A 21,991-nucleotide genomic window follows, 5' to 3' on the forward strand; every position below is an offset into this window, starting at 1 on the left:
AAGGCTAATAACCCGTAAACTAAGGTACTGGGGGAGGGACGTTGGCTGTGTACCAGATGCGGAAGGTGGCCAGCGCCGGATGGGCCAGCGACCGTTCGAGGTAGGTCCAGATCCGCGGCTGGTGCTTCAGATATTGCGGCTTGCCGTCGCGGCGGTTGAGCCGCGCAAAGGTGCCGAGCAGGCGGGTGTTCCGCTGCGCCGACATGATCGCATAGAGCTCGGCGAAGCCGGCGGGATCGAAGCTCTCGTCGGTGGCGCGCCGCGCCTTGATGTAGCGGGTCAAGAGCGACAGCTCGAGTTGCTCGGGCACGTCGATCCGCGCATCCTGCAGCAGCGACACCACGTCATAGGCCGCAGGGCCGAGCAGCGCGTCCTGGAAGTCGATGATGCCGACGCGCAGGATGCCGGTGCGCTCGGCAAGCCAGATGATGTTCGGCGAATGGAAGTCGCGGATCACCCAGGTCTGCGGCGCCGCGGCGGGCTTCTGCAGAAGGCCGCGCCACATCCCGAGGAACTCGGTGCGGAGCTCCTCGCTCGGCTGCACGCCGCGATCGGGCAAGTACCATTCCAGCATCAGCCCGATCTCGATCAGCCAGGCGTCGATATCGAACACGGGGATGTCGTAACTCTCGTCTGATGTTACCGGCAGCGTGTCGGGCAGCGCCTCGCGATGCAACGCCGCCAGCATGTCGACGGCGGCCTCGTAACGCTCGGCAATCGGCTGCGGCGGGTCGCCCTCGATCACGCCTTCGGCGCCGAGATCCTCGGTGATCAGGAAGCCGGTTTCGAGATCGATGTGGCGGATCGCGGGTGCGGAGAAGCCATGCTTGCGCAAGCCGTTTCCGATGGCGACGAAAGGCCTGACGTCTTCGGCGAGATGCACCGCTGCACTGTAGGACCGGCCGTTGTAGATCGCCGGGCCGTCGGGGCGGCGCGGCGAGTTCATCAGGATGACGCTGCCGTCGTCGTTGCGCAACCGCGCATAGGAGCGCGTCGAGGCATCGCCCGGCATGCGCTCGCGCCGGGCGTTGAGAAAGCCGCCGCGTTCGAGGAACTGGCGCAGCTCGTGGAGCCGCGCAACCTTCGCCGCGCCCTTGCCATAGCCGGTGATCTCGGCCGCGCGGGCCGCCGATCCCAGCGCCGGGCGGTGGCTGAATGCGATGTCGATGCGATCAGTGGGCATGGCGTCCGGCGCACGTTCCGGCCACTCGATCAGCGCCACGATGTCGTCGGGCAGCGGCGACAGCCCGATCTCCTCGAGCTCGCTGGCATCGTTGATGCGGTAGAGGTCGGCATGAACCAGCGGAAACGACGGCAGGTCATAAGTCTGCGCCAGCGTGAAGGTCGGGCTCGGGACTTCCAGCGCGTCGTCGGTGGCGAGGTAGCGGATCAGCGCGCGGGCGGCCGCGGTCTTGCCGGCGCCGAGATCGCCCGACAACGTGATGACGTCGCCGGCGCCGATCAAGAGCGCGAGGTCGGCCATCAGCTCGGCCGTCGCGGTTTCGTTCGCGAGGGCCACCGAGAATGTCGAGGTCGCCGTCATTCCGCGGCGTTACGATGCGCGGTCTGGTCGATCGGGAAGTCGCAGGTCACGGTCGTGCCGCGGCCTACGGTCGAATCGACGCGCACCCGTCCGCCATGCAGTTCGACAAAGGAGCGGACCAGCGACAGGCCGAGCCCAGCGCCGCGATGCCGCGAGCCGTGGGAATGGCTCTCGAACCAGTTGAACACCTTGTCGCGCATCTCGGCCGGAATGCCCGGACCGGCATCGGTCACCGAAAACACCACGCTGTGCTCGGTGCGGTGCGCGCTGATCGTGACGGTGGCGTCATGCGGCGAGAAGCCGACCGCGTTGGCGAGCAGATTGTAGAGCACCTGCACCACGCGCCGCTCGTCGCCGACGAAGGCGCCGATGTTGGGCTCGATGTCGACCTTCAGCGTGATGCGGTCGGTCGCGAGACGGTCCTGGATGCCTTCGGCGGCAGCCTCGATCGCCTGGCCGATATTGACCGGGCCGAGCTCGAGCTTCATCGCGCCGGCGTCGATGGTGGCGAGATCGAGAATGTTGTTGGTCAGCGCCAGCAGCGCGTTGGTCGATTTGGTGACGTAGTCGAGATATTCGGCCTGCTTCGGCGTCAGCGGCCCGGTCGAGGGATCGCTGAGGAAATGCGCGAAGCCGATGATGGTGGTGAGCGGCGCGCGCAGCTCGTAGGAGACGTGGTGGACGAAATCCACCTTCATCTGGTCGGCGGCTTCGAGCGCCTCGTTGCGCTCGCGCAGCGCCCGCTCGACATTCTCGGTGTCGGTGATGTCCTGGAAGGCCAGCAAGGTCTTGCCGTCGGGCAGCGGGATGGTCATGCAGTTCAGCACGCTGCCGTCCTTGCGCTCCAGCTTGAGCGCGACCTGGGCGCGGTTCTCGATCGCGGTGATCTGCTCGCGCAGCGTTCGCCAGGTCAGCGCATCGTCGAACAGCGGCCGGCACAGCGCCTCCACCGCCTCGATATGCGGCTCGCCCTGCAGCGCATCGGCCGGCAGCTTCCACATCTTGGCGAACGGCGGGTTGAACAGCTCGGCGCGGCCATTGCTGCCGAACACCGCGACCGCCTCGCCGAGATTGTCGAGGGTCTCGCGCTGCACCCGCGTCAGGCGGTCGTAGCGGCGCGCGAGGTCGAGGCTCTCGGTGACGTTGTCGAACAGATAGGTGACGCCGCCCTCGAGGTTCGGCGTGGTGACGACGCTGATGGCGCGGCCGTCGGGCAGGAACCAGGTGTAGGTCTCGGATTCGACCGCGCGATAGGCTTCGTGCAGCTTGGCCTTCCAGGCGCGGAAGTCCGGCTGCTCGGGCAGCTTGCGGTTGGCGCGCAGCCGGTCCAGCACGCTGGAATCGTCGGGGTTGCTGTCGAGGAAGGCCTGGTCGAGGCCCCACAGCCGCCGATAGGACTCGTTGTAGAAGGTGAGCCGCCGGTCGGCATCGAACACCGCGACGCCCGAGGACAATTGATCGAGGGTACGCCGGTGCGCTTCGACCATCCGTGCGATCGCCGCACGCAACGCCGCGGCTTCGCTGGCGTCGATCGCGATGCCGGCGCTGCCGCCTGACAGCTTGAGCGCCTGGACGTCGTAGATCCGCCGCTCGCCGCTGACGACGATCGGCAGCCGTGCAGCGTAATTGGCATTGTCGTTCAGCGCGCGGGTCAGTTCGGTGCGCTGGTCGCTTTCGAGCAGTTCGAGATTGCGCTGCAGCGCATCCGACACGCTCTTGCCCTCGGTGGCGCGGACATAGGCCGCGTTGGCGTAGCGCAGATTGCCCTCGAGGCTCTTGGCCCAGATCGGCCAAGGCGCGGCGGCGGCGAAATCGCGCAGCAGCTCGGTCTCCTCCTGCAGCGTCTTGTAGCGCAGGTTGGATTCGGCGAGCTCGCGGCGCAGGCCGCCGAGTTCGCGGATTCGCACGATGGCCTGGCCGCCGATCGCACGGCCCATCGCCTCGATGGCGCGGCCGGCCGAGGTCGAGAGGTTGAGCAGGAATGCCTCGCCCTTCTCGCGCAGCGCGTCGACCGCGTGGTCCATCTGCAACGCCGGCTCGGGCGGCAGCCAGGTTCCGAAGGCGAGGATGCGTTGCGGCGCGCTCTCCTGCGACATCACCAGCGAGACGTCGCCCGAGATCTGCGGCCGGTTGTCGCCCGCGGCCCAGGAGATAAGGACCTGCGGCTCGACGAACAGCAGCGCGCGCAGCCGGTCCGATTGCGCCTGCAGGTCCGTGATCTCGGACTGCAGCTGCTCCTCATTCCTCGTCGCGCGCAGGCGGGTGCGCATCAACAGGATCGCGGCGACGGCGGAGAAGCCGACCAGCGCGAACGACGTCGCGAGAACCGCGACCTCCTGATGGTTGAAGCCGAAATGATCCGACATCGCCTGAGCCACCAGGCTCTCGGCGGCAAAGGACGTGCGGGCCGGCAGCAATGCGGTGATGGCGAGCCCAAGCATGCCGTCGCGCGCCAGTGAGGTGCATGACAGCAGGGTTCGACGCATTGCCGCGACTACGCCCGACATATGTTGCCCCAGAACGCACAAACCTTAAGGCATGATCCGGAAAACAGGAGACCGGTATTCCCCCACGGCAAACGTATAACGTTTGTCCGGGGATCATGCCCAAGCAGGACCCAACAGCCCGACGAAGACCCCCCGTCGCGCTCGAATCAATCCAGAATAGTCCCAACCGGACTCGGCGAGTAAGAGTCCAGACCGTGAACGCAGAATCCGCTGTGAAAAAATGCGGCGGCTGATGTGGATTTTATGCGAATTGGCTCCGTATTCGCGCGGAGAGCGCGCCCCGAAGCGTGATCTTGCGGAGACGGCCGCACACTTCGCCGGTCGCGAAGGCGCTTGGCTCCCTCTCCCCGTTCTTACGGGGAGAGGGTTGGGGTGAGGGGCCGTCTCCGCAGATACGGTGATAGCTGTGTTTGCGGAGAGTCCCCCTCACCCGGAACGCATCTAACGATGCGTCATAGCCGAAGCTCTGCTTCGGCGTTCTTGAGAACGGCCGCCGAGGGCGGCCTATGCCTCTCCCCGCACGCGGGGCGAGGTGAAGTGGAGCCCGCCGTTCTAGCGTCCGGTCGAGCCGAAGCCGCCGCTGCCGCGCTCGGTCGGCGACAGCACGTCGACCGGAACCAGCTCGGCCCTTGTGACCGGCGCGATCACCATTTGCGCGATGCGCTCGCCGCGCCGGATCGAGAACACTTCGTGGCCGTGATTGATCAGCAGCACATTGATTTCGCCGCGATAGTCGGCGTCGATCGTGCCGGGCGAGTTCAGCACCGTGACGCCGTATTTGGCGGCAAGGCCGGAACGCGGCCGCACCTGCGCCTCATAGCCCGGCGGCAGCGCGATCGTCAGTCCGGTTGGAACCATTTCGTAGCGGCCCGGCAGCAGCAGCAGCGGCGCCGACCGCGGCACCGCGGCCAGGAGATCGAGCCCCGCCGCGTCGGCGGTCTGGTAGATCGGTAGCAGAAGATCTGCGCCATGCGGCAATTGGTGGACTTCGACCTTGATGATGGCGCTCACGATGCGGTTCCTACGGCTCTTGCGATACGCGACACCAGCGCGCTCGCGACTTCTTCCTTGGTCATGACCGGCCAGGAGTCGACGGTGACGTCCTTGCCCTCGCGCGAGAGCAAATGAACGGTGTTGCGGTCGCCGCCCATCACGCCGGTCGCCGGCGAGACGTCGTTGGCGACGATCCAGTCGCAGCCCTTGCGCGCGAACTTCGCCTTGGCGTTCTCGATCAGATGCTCGGTCTCGGCGGCAAAGCCGATCACCAGCGGCGGCCGCTTCTCCTTCAGCTTCGAAATGGTCGCGAGAATGTCGGGGTTCTCGACCAGCTGCAGCGGCGGCATCCCGGCCGCGGTCTTCTTCAGTTTCTGGCTGCCTTCCGTGGCGACCCGCCAGTCGGCGACCGCGGCGGCGAAGATCGCGACGTCGACCGGCAGCGCCGCCTCGACCCGGTGCAGCATGTCGCGCGCGGACTCCACGCGCATCACGGAGATCCCCAGGGGATCGCCGAGCTCGACCGGGCCGGTCACCAGCACGACCTCGGCGCCGGCGGCGCGCGCCGCGGCGGCAATGGCAAAGCCCTGCTTGCCGGACGAGCGGTTGGCGATGTAGCGGACCGGATCGATCGCCTCATGGGTCGGGCCGGCGGTGATCAGCACGCGCTTGCCGGCGAGCGGGCGCGGCTGCGGCGGGCGCAGCATGCGGTCGGCGGCGGCGGCGATCTCGGTCGGCTCGGCCATCCGCCCGATGCCGGCTTCGCCGGCTTCCGCCATTTCCCCCGCGTTCGGACCGACGGTATGGACGCCGTCACGGCGCAGCTGCAGCACGTTGCGGCGGGTCGCCGGGTTGTTCCACATCAGCGGGTTCATCGCCGGCGCCAGCAGGATCGGCCGGTTGGCCGCAAGCAGGGTGGCGGTGGCGAGATCGTCGGCATGGCCCTGCGCCATCTTGGCCATCAGGTCGGCGGTCGCCGGCGCCACAACGATCAGATCGCAGTCCCGCGCCAGGCGGATATGGCCGGCGTCGAACTCGCTCTCGGCGTCGAACAGGTCGGTGTAGACGCGCTCATGCGACAGCGCGCTGGCGGCGAGCGGGGTGACGAATTGCTGGGCCGCCTTGGTCAGCACGCAGCGGACCTGGATGTGCCGCTCCTTGAGCCGACGGATCAAATCCAGCGCTTTGTAGGCTGCGATCCCGCCGCCAATGATCAGGGTCACCCTGGGCTCGCCGGCCACGCTGGTGATCCGTGGAGCAGGGGCTGCAACTGCCAGGGAACCCGTCCCAAGCGTCTCTGCGGGCTCGGTACCGCCCTCTGCGAGGTCCCGGAGGATCACCCGGATCTCCTCCTCGACCGAGCGCCCGTTCCTGGCGGAGCGCAGCCGCAGATAGGCCTTCAGCGTGTCGTCGAGTTTGCGGATGGTCAGGCTGGCCATGGCGTGCCCCCAGCATCGTGCTCAAATATGATAGCGATGCTATCACATGGTGCATGCATTGCAATCAGTGCGCGCGGATCGCGAAGAAGATTGCGATCAGGGCCGCGGCAATGACCCAGAGGCCGACGGTCTGTACCCGCGCCTTGCGGGCCTCGGCGCGGGCCATTTCGTCGATCGAGTCGGACGACAGCATGTGGCCCTCCCGCGTCATGGTCTCCAGCTGCTCGAGCACCGTCACGGCGCGGCTGGCGATCGACGGCAGGTTGGCGATGACGCGGCTGAGCTCGCCCACACCCGATATCGCGCCCTGGATGCGTCCAGCCGGGCCGAGATTGTGCGTGATCCATTCGCGCACCACCGGGTCTGCGACCTTCCAGATGTCGAGTTTGGGATCGAAGCCGCGCGCCACGCCCTCGACCACCACCATGGTCTTCTGCAGCAGGATCAGTTCGGGCCGCGTCTGCATGTCGAACAGGCCGGTGACCTCGAGCAGAAGCGTCAACAGCTTCGCCATCGAGATTTCCTCGGCGGTGCGGTTGTGGATCGGCTCGCCGATGGCGCGGATCGCCTGCGCGAAATTCTCCACCGAATGATGGCCCGGCACATAGCCGGCCTCGAAATGCACCTCGGCGACGCGGCGATAGTCGCGGGTGATGAAGCCGAGCAGGATCTCGGCGAGGAAGCGCCGCTCCTTCAGCCCGAGCCGTCCCATGATGCCGAAATCCACGGCAACAAGTCGGCCGGCTTCGTCGAGGAACAGATTGCCCGGATGCATGTCGGCATGGAAGAAGCCGTCGCGCAGCGCGTGGCGTAGGAAGCTCTGGATCACCTTGCGGCCGAGATCGGGCAGGTCGACCTGGGCCTGCGCAAGGCGAGCGTGATCGTTCAGCGCGATGCCGTCGATCCATTCCATCGTCAGCACGCTGTGGGCGGTGCGATCCCAATCCACCGCGGGCACGCGGAAATCCGGATCGTCGCGCGTGTTCTCGGCCATCTCGGACAGCGCGGCCGCCTCGAGCCGCAGGTCCATCTCCATCGCGACCGAGCGCGACATCGTGTTGATGACCTCGATCAGCCGCAGACGGCGCGCCTCGGCGGAATGCGCCTCGGCCTTGTGCGCGACAAAGAAGAAATCGCTGAGGTCACGGTGGAACCGCGCGGCGACATTGGGCCGGAGCACCTTGACCGCAACCTGATGCCGCACGCCGTCGCGCTCGACCTCGCCACGATGCACCTGCGCGATCGAGGCTGCCGCGACCGCCGGACCCAGCTGGACAAAGGCCTGCGACAGCGGCCGTTCCAGCGATTGCGTGAGGACAGCTTCGGCCTCTTCCTGCGCGAATGGCGGCAGCCGGTCCTGCAGGGCTTCGAGATCGCGCGCCATCGCGACGCCGACCACGTCGGGCCGGGTGGCGAGGAATTGCCCGAGCTTGAGATAGGCGGGCCCGAGCCGGGTCAGCGCACGCGACAGCCGCGGGCCGGATTTGGCGGAGCGGCGCTCGATCAGCCGCGCCAGCTTCAGCGCGAGCTGTCCGGGCGGCGGCACCAGCGAGGGATCGACGACGCCGAACACGCCCTCGCGCGCAAACACGAAGCCGGCGCGGGCAAGGCGCGAAATGTGGGTCAGTGCAGAGATCACAAACGCCAGCCCGAATGCAGCGCCACGATGCCGCCGGAGAGGCTCTGCCACTTCACGCGCGAAAAGCCGGCGGCGCCGATCATTTCGGCGAACGCGCTCGGCCGCGGGAATTTGCGGATCGACTCGACGAGATATTGATAGGACTCGGCGTCACCGGTGACGGCGCGGCCGAGCGGTGGGATCACCTTGAAGGAGAACAGATCGTAGATCTTGTCGAGGCCGGGCACATCGACAGTGGAGAATTCCAGGCACAGGAAGCGGCTGCCGGGCTTGAGCACCCGGTAGGCTTCGCGCAGCGCGAGGTCGATCTGCGGCACGTTGCGGATGCCGAACGCGATGGTGTAGGCGTCGAATGCGCGGTCGGCGAAACCCAATGCCTCGGCATTGCCCTCGACGAACGACACGCGGTCATCGAGATGCTGCCTGGCGGCTCGTTCGCGGCCGACGGCGAGCATGTCGGTATTGATGTCGCAGACCGTGGCGTGGAAGCCCGCGCCTGCGGTCTTGGCGGCCCGGAACGCGATGTCGCCGGTGCCGCCGGCGACGTCGAGCAGCGCGAACGGCCGGTCGCCCTTCGGCGGGTCGAGCGTCGTGATCATGACGTCCTTCCAGGCCCGGTGCAGGCCTGCCGACATCAGATCGTTCATCAGGTCGTAGCGCGACGCCACGCTGTGAAACACCTCGTTCACCAGCGTCTGCTTCTCGCCCAGGGGCACGTCCCTGAAGCCGAAATGGGTGGTTTGATCCGGCCGATCCATCACTCAGAACTCTTACCCTTTTTGGTCGCGTTTTCTTCACGCGAACCGGGACCCACTTCGCTCGAAAACGCTCCAGCCAAACCATAGCGCGGCGGCCGCAATGGCGCTATCACGTCACTCCCAAAAGGTGAATGCCTGCCATGCCGGAATTACCCGAAGTCGAGACCGTCCGCCGCGGCCTGCAACCGGCCATGGAAGGGTCCAAAATCCTCAAGGCCGAGGCCCGCCGCAAGGATTTGCGGTTTCCGTTTCAAAAAGACTTCATCGCCCGGCTCGAGGGCCAGACCATCACCGGGCTCGGCCGCCGTGCCAAATATCTGATGGCGGACCTGAACTCCGGCGACGTGCTGCTGATGCATCTGGGCATGTCGGGCTCGTTCCGCGTGCTGAAGCAGGACGGCGCGGCGGCGCCGGGGCAATTCCACCATCCGCGCAGCGAGGATCGCGCGCACGATCATGTCGTGTTCCACATGTCGTCCGGCGCGGCCGTCGTCTTCAACGATCCGCGACGCTTCGGCTATATGAAGATCATCGCCCGCAACGCGATCGAGGATGAACCGCTGTTGAAGGGGCTCGGACCTGAGCCGCTCGGCAACGAATTCGACGCGGCGATGCTGGCGCGCTCCTGCCACAACAAGAAGACCAGCCTGAAGGCCGCGTTGCTCGATCAGCGCGTGGTGGCGGGACTTGGCAACATCTATGTCTGCGAGGCGCTGTTTCGCTCGCACCTGTCGCCGCGGCGATTGGCCGCGACGCTTGCAACGAAGAAGGCCGAGCCGACCGACCACGCCAAACGGCTGGTCGACGCGATCCATTCGGTGCTCAACCAGGCGATCAAGGCCGGCGGCTCCTCGATCAGCGACCATCGGCTGACCAACGGCGATCTCGGCTACTTCCAGCATTCCTTCCAGGTCTACGACCGCGAAGGCGAGACCTGCCGCACGTCAGGCTGCGAGGGCATCGTCAAGCGCTTCACCCAGAACGGCCGTTCGACGTTCTGGTGCCCGAAGTGCCAGAAATAACATGTTCGAGACGCCGCGCATCGAGACGCGACGCCTGATCCTACGGCCGCTTGCGCCGTCGGATGCCGCTGCGATCCAGCGTCACTTTAACAATTGGAACGTGATCAGGACGCTCGCCACGGTGGTGCCGTGGCCGTATCCCGACGACGGCGCGGAAAGCTTCATCAAGCGCGAGCTGGACAAGATCGCGGCCGGCGAGGAGAGCTATCAATGGGTGCTGGTGCTGCGCTCTGGCGATGGCGGGGCGATCGGCAACATCAATTTCCGGCCGCGCGCCGACGGCCGCAAGGGCAATCGCGGCTTCTGGCTGGCCGAGCCTTACTGGAATCAAGGACTGATGACCGAGGCGATCGCCGCCGTGAATGATTTCGCCTTCCTGACGCTCGGCCTCGATCACTTCCATGTCTGCAATGCGCAGTCCAATGTCGCCTCGCGCCGGGTCAAGCAGAAGACCGGAGCCGAATTCGTCGGCTTCGTCGAACTTCCGCACCACAACGGCGAATCCCGAGCGGAGAAGTGGAAGGTCACGCGCGAAACCTGGCTGCGCGATCGCGCGGCGACGTGACCCCGGTTGCGAATGCCGCCGTGAGGGAATTCGCGGCGGCTTGACCGCGGATGCGAGGCCGCAGAACATGGGTCCCATCGCTCCATCAACAACGAGAACACAATGGCGATGAACGGCAATTGGCGTGATCGCGCCGCGACAAGCTTTCAGTGTGAGAAGCAGCCGGCCACCAGCAGCCGCGGCATGGTGGTGAGCAATCATCCGCTGGCATCGAGCGCGGGCGCCGAGATGCTGGCCGCCGGCGGCAACGCGATCGATGCGGCGATTGCGACCCTGTTCACGCTGACCGTGGTCGAGCCGATGATGGTCGGCATCATCGGCGGCGGCATGGCGCATATCCGCCTCGCCGACGGCAGCCATCGCTTCATCGACGGCCAGAGCACGGTGCCGAAAGCGGTGAAGCCGGATACCTACACCTCGAAGCCCGGTTCGGCGCATGACGTGTTCGACACCGTCGGCAACGAGAATTTGAACGGCCCGAAGGCGGTCGCGGTGCCGGGCTCGCTGAAGGCCTGGTGCGAGACGCTGCGCCGCTTCGGCACCATGAGCCTCGCCGACGTGATGCAGCCCGCGATCAAGCACGCCGCGCGCGGCTATGCGGCGACGCCCTATCTGCATGAATGCATCACCGACGGCGCCGAGGAGATGCTGAAGGACAAGCCGATCTCGGCGATCTATCTGCCTGGCGGCACCCCGGTGAAGCCGGGCGAGCGCGTGGTGCAGGCCGAATATGCCGAGACGCTGAAATATATCGCCGATCATGGCGACAACGCGCTGTACCAGGGGCCGCTCGGCGACATCCTGGTCGACTACATGAAGAGGAATGGCGGCTTCATCGCGCAAGAGGATCTCGCGGCCTACAAGACCGTCGAGCGGCAGCCGATCCGCTGCGACTACCGCGGTTGGGAAATCCTCGGGCCCCCGCCGCCGGCAGCGTCGGGCGTGCACATCACGCAGATGCTGAACATCCTCGAAGGCTACGACATCGCGCGCCTCGGATTCGGCACGACCGAGACGATCCATTATCTCGCCGAGGTGCTGAAGATCGCCTTTGCCGATCGCGCGGCCGCGAGCGGCGATCCCGCCTATATCAACGTGCCGGTGGAGCGGCTGACCTCGAAGGCCTATGCCGACGAGCGCCGCCGCGCGATCGATCCCGACCGCGCGCAGGCCTGGAGCGCCGGCGTCACGCAGCTCGAAAGCGCGCACACCACGCACATGACGGCGGCGGATGCGATGGGCAATGTGGTGGCGACCACCCAGACCATCAACAATCTGTTCGGGGCCAAGATCCTGATCCCGGGCCTCGGCACGGTGCCGAACAATTACATGAACCTGTTCGATCCGCGGCCGGGGCACGCGATGTCGCTCGCCGCAGGCAAGCGCGTCACCACCTCGATGTCGCCGATGATGGCGCTGCGCGACGGCAGACTGGTCTACGCGCTCGGTCTGCCCGGCGGAAAGCGCATCTTCCCGAGCGCGATGCAGGCGCTGATCAACCTGATCGATCACGGCATGGACCTGCAAGAGGCAGTCGAGGCGCCGCGGGTCTGGACCGAGGGCAATGCGCTGGAGCTCGAGCAGGCGATACCGGAGAGCATACGCGCCGCGCTGTCGGCGAAGGGCCACAAGGTGCAGGTCGTGCCGACGGTCGCCGGCGGCATGAACGCGATCCAGTTCCACGTTGACGGCACCATGTCGGGCGCGGCCTGCTGGCGCGCCGACGGCACACCGGTCGGCATCGCCGGCGGTCTGGCCCGCGCCGGGGTGCGGTTTGCGCTGAGGTGACGCCGCCTCAACGTCGTCCTGGCGAAAGCCAGGACCCATTACCCCAAATCTCATTGTTGTGCGACACCGGGGCCGCGATCCGGTTTCATCGCTGAATGCGGTGGTTATGGGTCCTGGCTTTCGCCAGGACGACGTATGGGAAGAGCCGTGGCTGAATCACAGGAGTCTCTGGAATACCCGATCGCCCGCCTTCGCGGGCGATGACAGCGTCCTACTTCCTGACGCAGATCACGCGGACCACGGCGGCCTTGGCGTCCGCCGATTCGCCCGCTGCGTTGACGCCGTGGGCCTTCAGGAAGTTGCGCACCGTGTCGGCCGGCACCAGCGCGGCCTGTGCCGGCGGCGCGGCGTTCGCGGGCCCTGCAACGATGACCGGCTTCAGCACCGCGATGCCGGCAAACTTGCCGCCGCCGTCGAGCGCCGCCGCGCCGGAGAACCCGATCGCCGGTGCCGGCGATAGCGCCTGATCGCCGCCGCCGAGTTGCGCCGCCGAGGCCTTGACGCTGCTCGCGGCCGCGCCGCCGCCCTGGTTCTGCGGATCGGCGATGCCGGTGATGTCGAGCGCGGCCTGTGTCGCCTGGCCTGCGATGTTGAGCGGCTTCAGCCCGCGCGCGCCATAGATGCGCAGCAGAGCGAGATCGTGCTCCTTGTCCGCGGCGACCCGATCGGCATTGCCGTAGCCCGGGATCGTCAGCGCGATGCAGTCGTCAGTCGCGATGCGATCGGTGATAATTGCGCCATCGTCGCTGACCACGACGCCGGTGGCATATTCGACGGTCCTGCGCGGCGGCGGCCCGGCCTGCACGCCGGACGGAAATGCGTTGAAGGCGCTCGACATCGCGATCACCACCGGCTCGACCGTGGTCTGCATCGCCTGATCGTAGAGGATGGTGAGGATGCGGACCTCGTCACCCCTTAGGGTGCCGCGCAGATAGAATTTCTTCAGCCCCTGCATGCCCGACAGCACGAAGAAATCCGGTTTCACCACGGTGTAGTCGATGGTGCGGCCGGCCGGCTCCTTCTTCTCCAACTCGGCGAGCTTTGCGGTGGTCGGGCTCGCTTCCTTGCGCCGGGCGAGCTGCACCTGGACGGTGCCGGTCGGTGAGGTCCATTTGGCGCCGGATGCGTCGCTGGTGAGCTGCGGCACCAGCTTGGTGGGGATGCCGAGCCGCGCCCCCGTGGCAGGCTCGGTGACGACCCTCCAGCCGACGCTCTCCTGCTTCCGCCGCGCGGTGTCGGCAAGCACGCCGCGCTCCTGCGGGTTCAGCACGCCGGTCGGCTTGCCGCCGCGGTTCTTCTGGAATTCCTTGATCGCATTGACCATGCGCTCGCTGACGTCGCCGGTAATCGCGCCGTTATATTCGCCGACCCAGGCGAGATCCGATTGCAGCGCCAGCCGCTCGGCCTGCGCCATCGCATTGGCGGTTTCCTCCGGCTTCTGCAAGGCGGGGCGGACCGGCACGGTCGTCACGGTCTTCGGCTTGGTCCCGGCCGTCGACGGCGGCGTCAATTGGGCGTTTGCGGCGCCAATATCTGCGACCATCGTGGCCGCGACCATCAATGTTGCCGAAAGCACCAATCTCATGACAAATCCGGGGGAAATGACTGATACCATTGACGTCCACGCAATTAAGCACATCTGCTTGGTCGGCAACAACCGCGCTCCGGTTCAGGGATAGCGCGCAGGACATCCTCATGCTGAGTGCCGACGAACTTGAACGCTATGCCCGCCACATCGTGCTGCGCGAGGTGGGCGGCCCCGGCCAGAATGCGCTGAAAAAGGCGTCGGTGCTGGTGATCGGCGCCGGCGGTCTCGGCGCGCCGGTGCTGATGTATCTGGCGGCCGCCGGCGTCGGCCGGCTCGGCGTGATCGATGACGATATCGTCTCGCTCTCCAATTTGCAGCGCCAGATCATCCATACGACGTCCGACATCGGCCAGCGCAAGGTCGACAGCGCGGCGGCGCAGATCCGCGCGCTCAACCCGCATGTGGCGTTCGAGGCGCATCCAATGCGGCTCACGGCCTGCAATGCGATGGCGCTGATCGCAAATTACGATCTCGTGCTCGACGGCTCCGATAATTTCGAAACCCGCTATCTCGTCGCCGATGCCTGCTTTCTCGCGAAACGGCCGTTGATCACGGCGGCGCTGGGCCAGTTCGACGGTTCGCTGACCACGATCCGCGCGCATGAGAAGAATGCGGAAGGCGAGTTCAACCCGACCTATCGCTGCCTGTTCCCGGAGGCGCCGCCGCCGGGCACGGTGCCGGCCTGCGCCGAGGCCGGCGTGATGGGCGCGCTCGCAGGCGTGCTGGGATCGATGATGGCGCTGGAGGCGATCCGCGAGATCGTCGGCTTCGGCGAGGGCCTGGTCGGGCGCCTCCTGATGGTGGATGCGCGCGCGATGCGGTTCGAGACCCTGCGCTACGCGCGCGATCCGCAGAACCCGCTCAACGGTGATGCGCCCGGGATCACCGATCTGAGCGGTCATCTGTAGTTCGTTAAAGCATGATGAGATTAGGTTGAGCTGGATCGGCATCGGAGGTTCACCTCTCCCTTGGGAGAGGTCGATTTGCGCAGCAAATCGGGTGAGGGGTTACGGTCTATCGAGAGAGCAAGAGCCCTCACCCGGATTGCACCGGACGATGCTTCGCATCGCCGAGAGCAATCCGACCTCTCCCCGACGGGGAGAGGTGAACCGAACCCGCGGCAAGCCGATTCAACCAAAATCATCCCGCTCTAGACGCCGTCGCGGGCTTCTCGCTGTCCATGTGCCGGAGGTGCTCCTCCGGATAGCGTCCGCCGGCAGCGGCGCCGGGCGGAAATGCTTCGGCGAGTGCGGCGAGATGCGCCGCGGTCAATTTTACATCGAGCGCGCCGAGTGCCTCGGTCAGCCGCTCGCGCCGCCGCGCGCCGACCAGCGGCACGATGTCCTTGCCTTGCGCCGCGACCCAGGCAATTGCGACCTGCGCCGGGGAGGCGCCGATCTCGTCGGCGATGACGCGCAGCCGATCGGCGAGCGCCAGGTTGGTGTCGATGTTGCCGGCCTGGAAGCGCGGGCTTATCAGACGGAAATCCTTTGCGCCCGCGTGGTCCTTCGACCAGTGCCCGCTGATCAGCCCGCGCGCCAGCACGCCATAGGCTGATATGCCGATACCGAGCTCGCGACAGGTCTTCAGGATGTCGGTCTCGATGCCGCGCGAGATCAGCGAATACTCGATCTGCAAATCGGCGATCGGATGCACCTTGTGGGCGCGGCGGATGGTGTCGGAGCCGACCTCCGACAGGCCGATATGCCTGATCCAGCCGGCCTTGATCATGTCGGCTATCGCGCCGACCGTGTCCTCGATCGGCACATTGGGATCGAGCCGTGCCGGGCGATAGATATCGATGTGATCGACGCCGAGCCGCTGCAACGAATAGGCGGCGAAATTCTTCACGGCATTGGGCCGGCAGTCATAGCCGAGGAAGCCGTAGTTGCGATCGCGCAGCGCGCCGAACTTGACGCTGATCACGAGATTGTCGCGGCTGCGGCTCTCCATCGCCTCGCCGATCAGCATCTCGTTGTGGCCCATGCCGTAGAAGTCGCCGGTGTCGAGCAGCGTGATGCCGGCATCGAGCGCGGCATGGATGGTGGCGATGCTCTCGTTGCGGTCGGTCGGACCGTAGAAGTCGGACATGCCCATGCAGCCGAGGCCGATCAGCGAAACCGTCGGGCCGGTGGAACCGAGTTTGCGTGTGTCCATGGTGGTGTTCCCAAGATGTTGCGGCGGATGATCCGCCGCGAAATGATGCGGCTGATATGGGCCGATCCGGCTTTCGGGATAAGCTGGACAATCCCGAACGGGTTGTTCACTATATCGAACAATGCAGGATTTCGACCTTCGCGACCTCGACGCCTTCGTGGCGGTGGCGCGCACGCGCAACTTTCGGCGGGCGGCGCTGGAGCAGCGCGTCTCGGTCTCGAGCCTCAGCCAGCGCCTGCGCGACATGGAAGAGCGGCTCGGCGTCCGCCTGATGAACCGCACCACCCGCAGCGTCGCGCTGACCGAAGCCGGCGAAGTGCTGCTGGCCCGCGTCGCGCCGGAGATCGCCGACGTCGGCGACGCAATCACCGAGGTGCGCGGCCTGCGCGCCGAGCCGTCGGGGCGGCTTCGCATCAACGCGCCGCCACCCGCGGTCGATCTGGTGCTGGCGCCGATGATCGCGCCGTTCCTCGCCCGATATCCGCAAGTCGAGCTCGACGTCGTCGCCGAGAGTGCGTTCGTCGACGTCGTCGCGCAGGGCTTCGACGCCGGCGTGCGCTACGGCGAGCACCTGGCGCAGGACATGATTGCCGTCCAGCTCGGCGCGCCGCAGCGTTACGCGGTGGTGGCGTCGCGCGACTATGTCGCGAAGCACGGCCGGCCGATGCATCCGAAGGATCTGCTGGCGCATGCCTGCATCCGCAGCCGCTTCAGCAACGGCGTGATGTTCGACTGGGAGTTCGAGAAGAGCGGCCGCGTGGTGAAGATCTCGCCGCCGGCCAAGCTGACCGCGACCTATCTCGGCCTCGCGCTGCGCGCGGTCCATGACGGCGTCGGTTACTGGGCGACGTTCGAGGGCTATGTCCGCTACGGCATCAAATCCGGCGCGCTGGTCAGCGTGCTCGACGATTGGTGTCCGCCGTTCGACGGGCCGTTCCTGTACTATCCGAGCCGGCGCCAGCCGCCGCCGGCGCTCGCCGCCTTCGTGTCGTTCGTCGCCGACTGGCGCAAGCAGACGCGGCGGAAGAAATAGGGCGGGCCGTCACCACATCGTCGTCCCTGCGAACGCACTATGGCATGCACAGATCTGGTGTGGCGGATTGACTCGGGGCGGGCTGGGGGGATTCCAGAATCGCCCATTGATGTGATTCCTATTACGGCACTTCGGTTTGGACGGAGTGTCAGCATGTTGTTGCGGATCGACTGGACGTTGGGCAGATTCGGGGATCGTCGTCTCGACAAAGGGGGGCGGCGTTCGTCGGACGCATGGTCGCGGGCAAGGACGTCTGCCTGCGGCGACTTTGCAAGGGTGACCGCGCGCTGGAGGTGCGGTTCAACCGCTTCCTCGGCAACACCAAGGTAACAGCGGAGCGGATCATCGAAAGCTGGAGCGAAAGCACGGTTGCAGCGGTCGTGGGCCGCCATGTGTTGGCGATCCAGGACACCAGCGAGATCCACTTCAACACCACGCCGCAACGCCGGCGCGGGCTCGGAGAGATCGCCAAGGGCAACAGCTACGGCGTGCTGCTGCATCCGATGCTGGCGGTGGATGCGGACGCCGGCACCTGCCTCGGCCTTTTGAGCGGCGAGGTGTGGACGCGCGAGGGCCGCCGCACCGTCTCGCACGACCTGCGCGAGCTGTCGGACAAGGAATCGCAGCGCTGGATGTCTACTGTGATCGCCGCCAAGCCACTGCTCGCCGGCGCTGCGATGGTGACCGTGATCGGTGACCGCGAGAGCGACATCTTTGCCCTGTATGCCAGCGCGGCCGAGCAGCAATGCCACGTGATCGCCCGCAGCATGCATGATCGCAAACTGGCCGACGCGAGCGGCCTGTATGCGGTCAGCGATGCCATGGCTGCGGTGGATCAGCGCGCCATCCAGTTGCCTGCCCGCGCGTCGCGACCTGCGCGTCAGGTTCAGCTCGAGCTGCGCTTTGGCGCCATCGAGCTTGCCCGACCCCAGACCAAGTTCCTGCGCCATTTGCCCCAAAACCTGCCGCTGGCCGTCGTCGACGTGCGCGAGGTCGGCGCCTCCAGCGTCGAGCCGCTGCATTGGCGGCTCCTCACCTCTCACCCGATTGCCAAGGCTGAAGACGCCTGGCGGATCGTTGAGTGGTACAAGCAGCGCTGGCTCATCGAGCAGTTCTTCCGCGTCCTCAAAACCCAAGGTTTCAGGCTCGAAGACAGCCAGATCGCCTCCGCCGACCGGCTCCTCAAGCTGGTCGCCATCGCCGCCAAGGCCGCCGTCATCACCATCCAGCTCCTGCAAGCGCGCAACGGCAGTCGGCAGCCGCTCCACATCGTCTTCAATCCTGGCGAGGTCGCTGCCCTCGTCGCCCTCAATCAGCAGCTCGAAACCAGCAGCAAACGGCTCAAGAATCCGCATCCGCCAGACTGCCTCGCATGGGCCGCATGGATCATCGGCCGCCTCGGCGGATGGGATGGCTATCCTTCGTCCAAGCCGCCAGGCCCGATCACGTTCAAGAACGGCCTCGAATACTTCCACGCTGTCGCCACCGGATGGAGCCTCAGAGATCTGTGCATGCCCTAGTGCGAACGCAGGGACCCATAACCACAAATGTCTATTTGTGCGCGATGTCGGAACGACGAATCCCTTCAACAACAACCGCCGCGGCGTATGGGTCCCTGCTTTCGCAGGGACGACACCGAATGTTGGTCTTAGAGCCCGATGGTTTCATCCGGGCTACTGAGTTCCTACAACATGCTCGGCAGCACGCGATCCGGCGGCTTGTGGGCATCGAGGAAGGTTCGGATGTTGATGATCACCTTCTCGCCCATCTCGACGCGGCCTTCGATGGTGGCCGAGCCCATATGCGGCAGCAGCGTCACCTTGCCGGCCCGGGCGAGCCGCACCAGCTTCGGGTTCACCGCGGGCTCGTGCTCATAGACGTCGAGGGCTGCGCCGCCGATATCGCCGGCTTCGATCAGCTTGATCAGCGTGTCCTCGTCGATCACCTCGCCGCGCGCGGTGTTGACGACATAGGCCTCTTTGCGGATCAGCTTGAGCCGCCGCGCCGAGAGCAGATGATAGGTCGCCGGCGTGTGCGGGCAGTTCACCGAGATGATGTCCATCCGCGCCAGCATCTGGTCGAGGCTTTCCCAATAGGTCGCCCCGAGCTCTTCGGCGATCATAGGCGCCACTGGGCGGCGGTTGTGATAGTGGATCTGCAGGCCGAAGGCGCGGGCACGGCGCGCCACGGCCTGGCCGATGCGGCCCATCCCGACGATGCCGAGCCTCTTGCCACCGATGCGATGGCCCAGCATCCAGGTCGGCGACCAGCCCGCCCAGTGCTGTTTGCCTTCGGTGAGGATCGAGGCGCCCTCGATCAGGCGCCGCGGCACCGCAAGGATCAGCGCCATGGTCATGTCGGCGGTGTCCTCGGTCAGCACCTTCGGGGTGTTGGTCACCGTGATGCCGCGAGCATGCGCGGCGGTGACGTCGATATTGTCGACGCCGTTGCCGAAATTGGCGATCAGCTTCAGCTTGCAGTCGGGCTGATTGATCACGTCCTCGCGGATCATGTCGGTTACGGTCGGCACCAGCACGTCGGCGGTCCTCGCCGCCTCGGCGATCTGTTCCGGCGTCATCGGCGTGTCGTCGAGATTCAGTCTGGCATCGAACAGCTCGCGCATCCGGGTCTCGATCGAGTCCGGCAGCTTGCGGGTGACGACGACGAGAGGCTTTTTCTTCACCGACATGTCCTGCTTTCATGAGGCGCGCGGCCCGTCAAAAACCGAGCCGTTGAGGCCTCATTAACCCGGTTGTTCGACACTGCTGATAGCCGCGCTGTCCCGGCGTTTCCTTCGCGTTTCCTAGGGTTCCCCGATACTTGCCCCGGCTGTCGCCAAGGGGAGACAACGGGAAATTCGGGTGTTCTGGCTCTCAGGCGTTCCGTCCTCTCTAGCAGAAGGCCGGGCCAAGACAAGAACCCCTCGGATCCATGCGGGCAGGGAACGAACAGCGCCGGCGCAGTTGGGTTTGGGTTGCAGCTCGCCGAATGCGGGTTGGGCATCTCGGCAGGAGACGAGTTGATGGTCTGGCGTTTGGGTTCATTGGTGGCTCTGGTCGGGAGCATGCTGAGTGCGTCGGTCATGCCCGGACATACCGCCAAGGATTTGAGCCCCACCACCAGCGGCCTGCCGATTCCGCGCTATGTCAGCCTGAAGTCCGATCACGTGAACGTCCGGGCCGGCCCGACCAAGGACAATGATGTCGCCTGGGTCTACACGCGGTCGGGGCTGCCGGTCGAAATCACCGCCGAGTTCGAGAACTGGCGCCGGGTGCGCGATTCCGAGGGCGCCGAAGGCTGGGTCTATCACTCCCTGCTGTCCGGCCGCCGCACCGCGGTCGTCACGATGAAGAACAAGGACGATCTGGCCTCGCTCTACGATCGTCCCGATGCCACCAGCGCCATCGCGGCGCGCCTGCAGGCCGGCGTCGTCGCACAGGTCAAGAAATGCGCCAATAACTGGTGCCGGGTCACCGGCAGCGGGTTCGACGGCTGGATCGAGCAGCAACGCCTGTGGGGCGTCTACGCCGACGAGAAGGTGGACTGACGCAGTCCTGAAACGACAATGGCCGGGACGAGCCCGGCCATCGCAACTCAATCGACAGTAAAATTGCGTCAGCGCTTCTTGCGTAGCCGCACGACCATATCGACGCGGGAAATCTCGTAGCCATCAGGCACGTTGGGCATCTTCGACAGCATGAGGTTCGGGTCGGGAATGTCGACCAGCTCGTGATTATGCTCGAGATAGAAGTGGTGATGCGTCGACACGTTGGTGTCGAAATAGGTCTTGGTGCCGTCGACGCTGACCTGACGCAGCAGGCCGGCATCGGTCAGCTGGTTGAGCGTGTTGTAGACGGTCGCCAGCGACACCGGAACCTTGGCCAGCGTGGCTTCCTCGTACAGCATTTCAGCGGTCAGGTGGCGGGCGCCCTTGCCGAACAGCAGCCAGCCCAGCGCCATGCGCTGACGGGTCGGCCGGAGGCCGGCAGACTGCAGCATCTCGTTGACGTCATGCCACGGACAGCCGGTCAGGGCAGGGTGGTGCCCAGCGCCCCGGGCAGCCGGGTGCACGGCATCATCGTTCACAGCCGGTACTTCGTCGTTCATATCCACTCTATGCACCCAACTCAGGCAATATTCCTCATAAATATAAAAAGGATGCCCATCAGATGCAAGTTTTTCGCAACTAGAACGAATCCAAGCTGCGGTAGAAACCTAAGGAGAAGCGGTAATTTATCATCGGAATGCCGCTTTGCCGCCCAGTTGGCCCTATGTTAGAGAGCGCGCGGACCACATATGCGCTTTCGGCAGAGATAACAGGTCGGTAGCGTACCCAGGTAGCGCCAAGATGCGGGACGGGTTATTCCGGTTCCCGTGGGTAGATTAAGGTCCGACCAAGCAAAGCGCTTCATCGGGACATCAGAGGTGGAAAGAGGATGCTGGATCGGCGCGGCGGTTACGAATACGAGGATTTGCTGGCCTGCGGGCGGGGCGAGCTTTTCGGTCCCGGCAACGCCCAGTTGCCGCTGCCACCGATGCTGATGTTCGATCGCATCAGTGAGATCTCGCAAACCGGCGGCGAGTACGGCAAGGGGTTGGTGCGCGCCGAGCTCGAAGTGAAACCGGATCTCTGGTTCTTCGGCTGCCATTTCAAGAACGATCCGGTGATGCCGGGCTGTCTCGGCCTCGATGCCATGTGGCAAATGGTCGGCTTTTACCTTGGCTGGATCGGGGGCGAAGGTCGTGGCCGCGCGCTCGGCCTCGGCGAGCTGAAGTTCTCCGGACAGGTGCTGCCGCACGCGCGCAAGGTTGTGTACAACATCGATATCAAGCGCGTGATGCGGTCAAAGCTCGTGCTTGGAATTGCCGACGGGTGGCTTTCCATGGACGACGAGATTATCTATCGCGCCAAGGACTTGAAGGTCGGATTGTTCAAGCAGGGCACGGCGCCATCTTGAG

The 21,991-nt window shown here is 65.6% G+C and carries 18 protein-coding genes; 8 read left to right on the plus strand and 10 right to left on the minus strand.

From position 1 onward, the window contains the following. Window positions 1-19 precede the first annotated feature (19 nt). From tsaE to ubiE, 6 genes are all read right to left on the minus strand, one after another. Window positions 20-1,543, minus strand: coding sequence for a tRNA (adenosine(37)-N6)-threonylcarbamoyltransferase complex ATPase subunit type 1 TsaE (gene tsaE, locus ACE10Z_RS00405; RefSeq protein ID WP_375786184.1), 1,524 nt, complete (start codon window positions 1,541-1,543; stop codon window positions 20-22). After that, window positions 1,540-4,050, minus strand: a complete 2,511-nt coding sequence (locus ACE10Z_RS00410) for an ATP-binding protein (protein WP_375786185.1) — start codon at window positions 4,048-4,050, stop codon at window positions 1,540-1,542. Before ACE10Z_RS00410 ends, tsaE begins: the two co-directional genes overlap by 4 nt. Before the next feature lie 552 nt (window positions 4,051-4,602). After that, window positions 4,603-5,061 (minus strand): dUTP diphosphatase, encoded by a 459-nt coding sequence (gene dut / locus ACE10Z_RS00415; RefSeq protein WP_375786186.1) that lies wholly within the window; start codon window positions 5,059-5,061, stop codon window positions 4,603-4,605. Beyond that, window positions 5,058-6,482 (minus strand): bifunctional phosphopantothenoylcysteine decarboxylase/phosphopantothenate--cysteine ligase CoaBC, encoded by a 1,425-nt coding sequence (coaBC, locus tag ACE10Z_RS00420; RefSeq protein WP_375786187.1) that lies wholly within the window; start codon window positions 6,480-6,482, stop codon window positions 5,058-5,060. The genes dut and coaBC overlap by 4 nt, the downstream gene beginning before the upstream one ends. A 64-nt stretch (window positions 6,483-6,546) precedes the next feature. Next, a complete protein-coding gene (ubiB, locus tag ACE10Z_RS00425; RefSeq protein ID WP_375786188.1) occupies window positions 6,547-8,121 on the minus strand; it encodes a 2-polyprenylphenol 6-hydroxylase in 1,575 nt (524 codons plus the stop codon). After that, on the minus strand, window positions 8,118-8,879 hold the full coding sequence (ubiE, locus tag ACE10Z_RS00430) for a bifunctional demethylmenaquinone methyltransferase/2-methoxy-6-polyprenyl-1,4-benzoquinol methylase UbiE (RefSeq protein ID WP_375786189.1): 762 nt from the start codon (window positions 8,877-8,879) through the stop codon (window positions 8,118-8,120). The genes ubiB and ubiE overlap by 4 nt, the downstream gene beginning before the upstream one ends. Before the next feature lie 140 nt (window positions 8,880-9,019). Between ubiE and mutM the strand changes: the two genes are divergently transcribed. The 3 genes from mutM to ggt all read left to right on the plus strand — a co-directional run bounded on the left by mutM (window position 9,020) and on the right by ggt (window position 12,254). After that, the gene (gene mutM, locus ACE10Z_RS00435) at window positions 9,020-9,901 is read left to right on the plus strand and encodes a bifunctional DNA-formamidopyrimidine glycosylase/DNA-(apurinic or apyrimidinic site) lyase (RefSeq protein WP_375786190.1); all 882 of its coding nucleotides are present in this window, start codon (window positions 9,020-9,022) and stop codon (window positions 9,899-9,901) included. Between the two features lies 1 nt (window position 9,902). Beyond that, window positions 9,903-10,466: a GNAT family N-acetyltransferase gene (locus tag ACE10Z_RS00440; RefSeq protein WP_375786191.1), complete on the plus strand. Its 564-nt coding sequence runs from the start codon at window positions 9,903-9,905 to the stop codon at window positions 10,464-10,466. A 108-nt stretch (window positions 10,467-10,574) separates the two neighbouring features. Further along, the gene (gene ggt, locus ACE10Z_RS00445) at window positions 10,575-12,254 is read left to right on the plus strand and encodes a gamma-glutamyltransferase (RefSeq protein WP_375790069.1); all 1,680 of its coding nucleotides are present in this window, start codon (window positions 10,575-10,577) and stop codon (window positions 12,252-12,254) included. Between the two features lie 211 nt (window positions 12,255-12,465). Here ggt and ACE10Z_RS00450 read toward each other — a convergent pair whose 3' ends face one another. Then, a complete protein-coding gene (locus tag ACE10Z_RS00450) occupies window positions 12,466-13,839 on the minus strand; it encodes a peptidoglycan-binding protein (RefSeq protein ID WP_375786192.1) in 1,374 nt (457 codons plus the stop codon). Window positions 13,840-13,949: 110 nt separating this feature from the next. On the opposite strand from ACE10Z_RS00450, the gene ACE10Z_RS00455 reads away from it, so the two are divergent. Next, window positions 13,950-14,750: a ThiF family adenylyltransferase gene (locus ACE10Z_RS00455; protein WP_375786193.1), complete on the plus strand. Its 801-nt coding sequence runs from the start codon at window positions 13,950-13,952 to the stop codon at window positions 14,748-14,750. 232 nt (window positions 14,751-14,982) lie between these two features. Here the strand turns inward: ACE10Z_RS00455 and ACE10Z_RS00460 are convergent, their stop codons facing one another. Next, window positions 14,983-15,999 carry an aldo/keto reductase gene (locus ACE10Z_RS00460; RefSeq protein ID WP_375786194.1) on the minus strand — a complete coding sequence of 339 codons (1,017 nt, stop codon included), beginning with the start codon at window positions 15,997-15,999 and terminating at the stop codon, window positions 14,983-14,985. A 121-nt stretch (window positions 16,000-16,120) separates the two neighbouring features. On the opposite strand from ACE10Z_RS00460, the gene ACE10Z_RS00465 reads away from it, so the two are divergent. Then, entirely contained in the window at window positions 16,121-17,032 is a 912-nt protein-coding gene (locus tag ACE10Z_RS00465; RefSeq protein WP_375786195.1) for a LysR family transcriptional regulator, read from the plus strand. Window positions 17,033-17,265: 233 nt separating this feature from the next. Continuing rightward, window positions 17,266-18,552: an IS4 family transposase gene (locus tag ACE10Z_RS00470; RefSeq protein WP_375783368.1), complete on the plus strand. Its 1,287-nt coding sequence runs from the start codon at window positions 17,266-17,268 to the stop codon at window positions 18,550-18,552. Window positions 18,553-18,716: 164 nt separating this feature from the next. Here ACE10Z_RS00470 and ACE10Z_RS00475 read toward each other — a convergent pair whose 3' ends face one another. Next, entirely contained in the window at window positions 18,717-19,721 is a 1,005-nt protein-coding gene (locus ACE10Z_RS00475; protein ID WP_375786196.1) for a 2-hydroxyacid dehydrogenase, read from the minus strand. A 333-nt stretch (window positions 19,722-20,054) separates the two neighbouring features. Between ACE10Z_RS00475 and ACE10Z_RS00480 the strand changes: the two genes are divergently transcribed. Then, window positions 20,055-20,579, plus strand: a complete 525-nt coding sequence (locus tag ACE10Z_RS00480) for an SH3 domain-containing protein (protein WP_375786197.1) — start codon at window positions 20,055-20,057, stop codon at window positions 20,577-20,579. A 68-nt stretch (window positions 20,580-20,647) separates the two neighbouring features. Here the strand turns inward: ACE10Z_RS00480 and irrA are convergent, their stop codons facing one another. After that, a complete protein-coding gene (irrA, locus tag ACE10Z_RS00485) occupies window positions 20,648-21,139 on the minus strand; it encodes an iron response transcriptional regulator IrrA (RefSeq protein ID WP_375786198.1) in 492 nt (163 codons plus the stop codon). Window positions 21,140-21,468: 329 nt separating this feature from the next. On the opposite strand from irrA, the gene fabA reads away from it, so the two are divergent. After that, window positions 21,469-21,990 carry a 3-hydroxyacyl-[acyl-carrier-protein] dehydratase FabA gene (fabA, locus tag ACE10Z_RS00490; RefSeq protein WP_028343922.1) on the plus strand — a complete coding sequence of 174 codons (522 nt, stop codon included), beginning with the start codon at window positions 21,469-21,471 and terminating at the stop codon, window positions 21,988-21,990. Window position 21,991: the final 1 nt, after the last annotated feature.

The organism is Bradyrhizobium sp. Pha-3 (genome assembly GCF_042258615.1).
Lineage (GTDB): Bacteria > Pseudomonadota > Alphaproteobacteria > Rhizobiales > Xanthobacteraceae > Bradyrhizobium.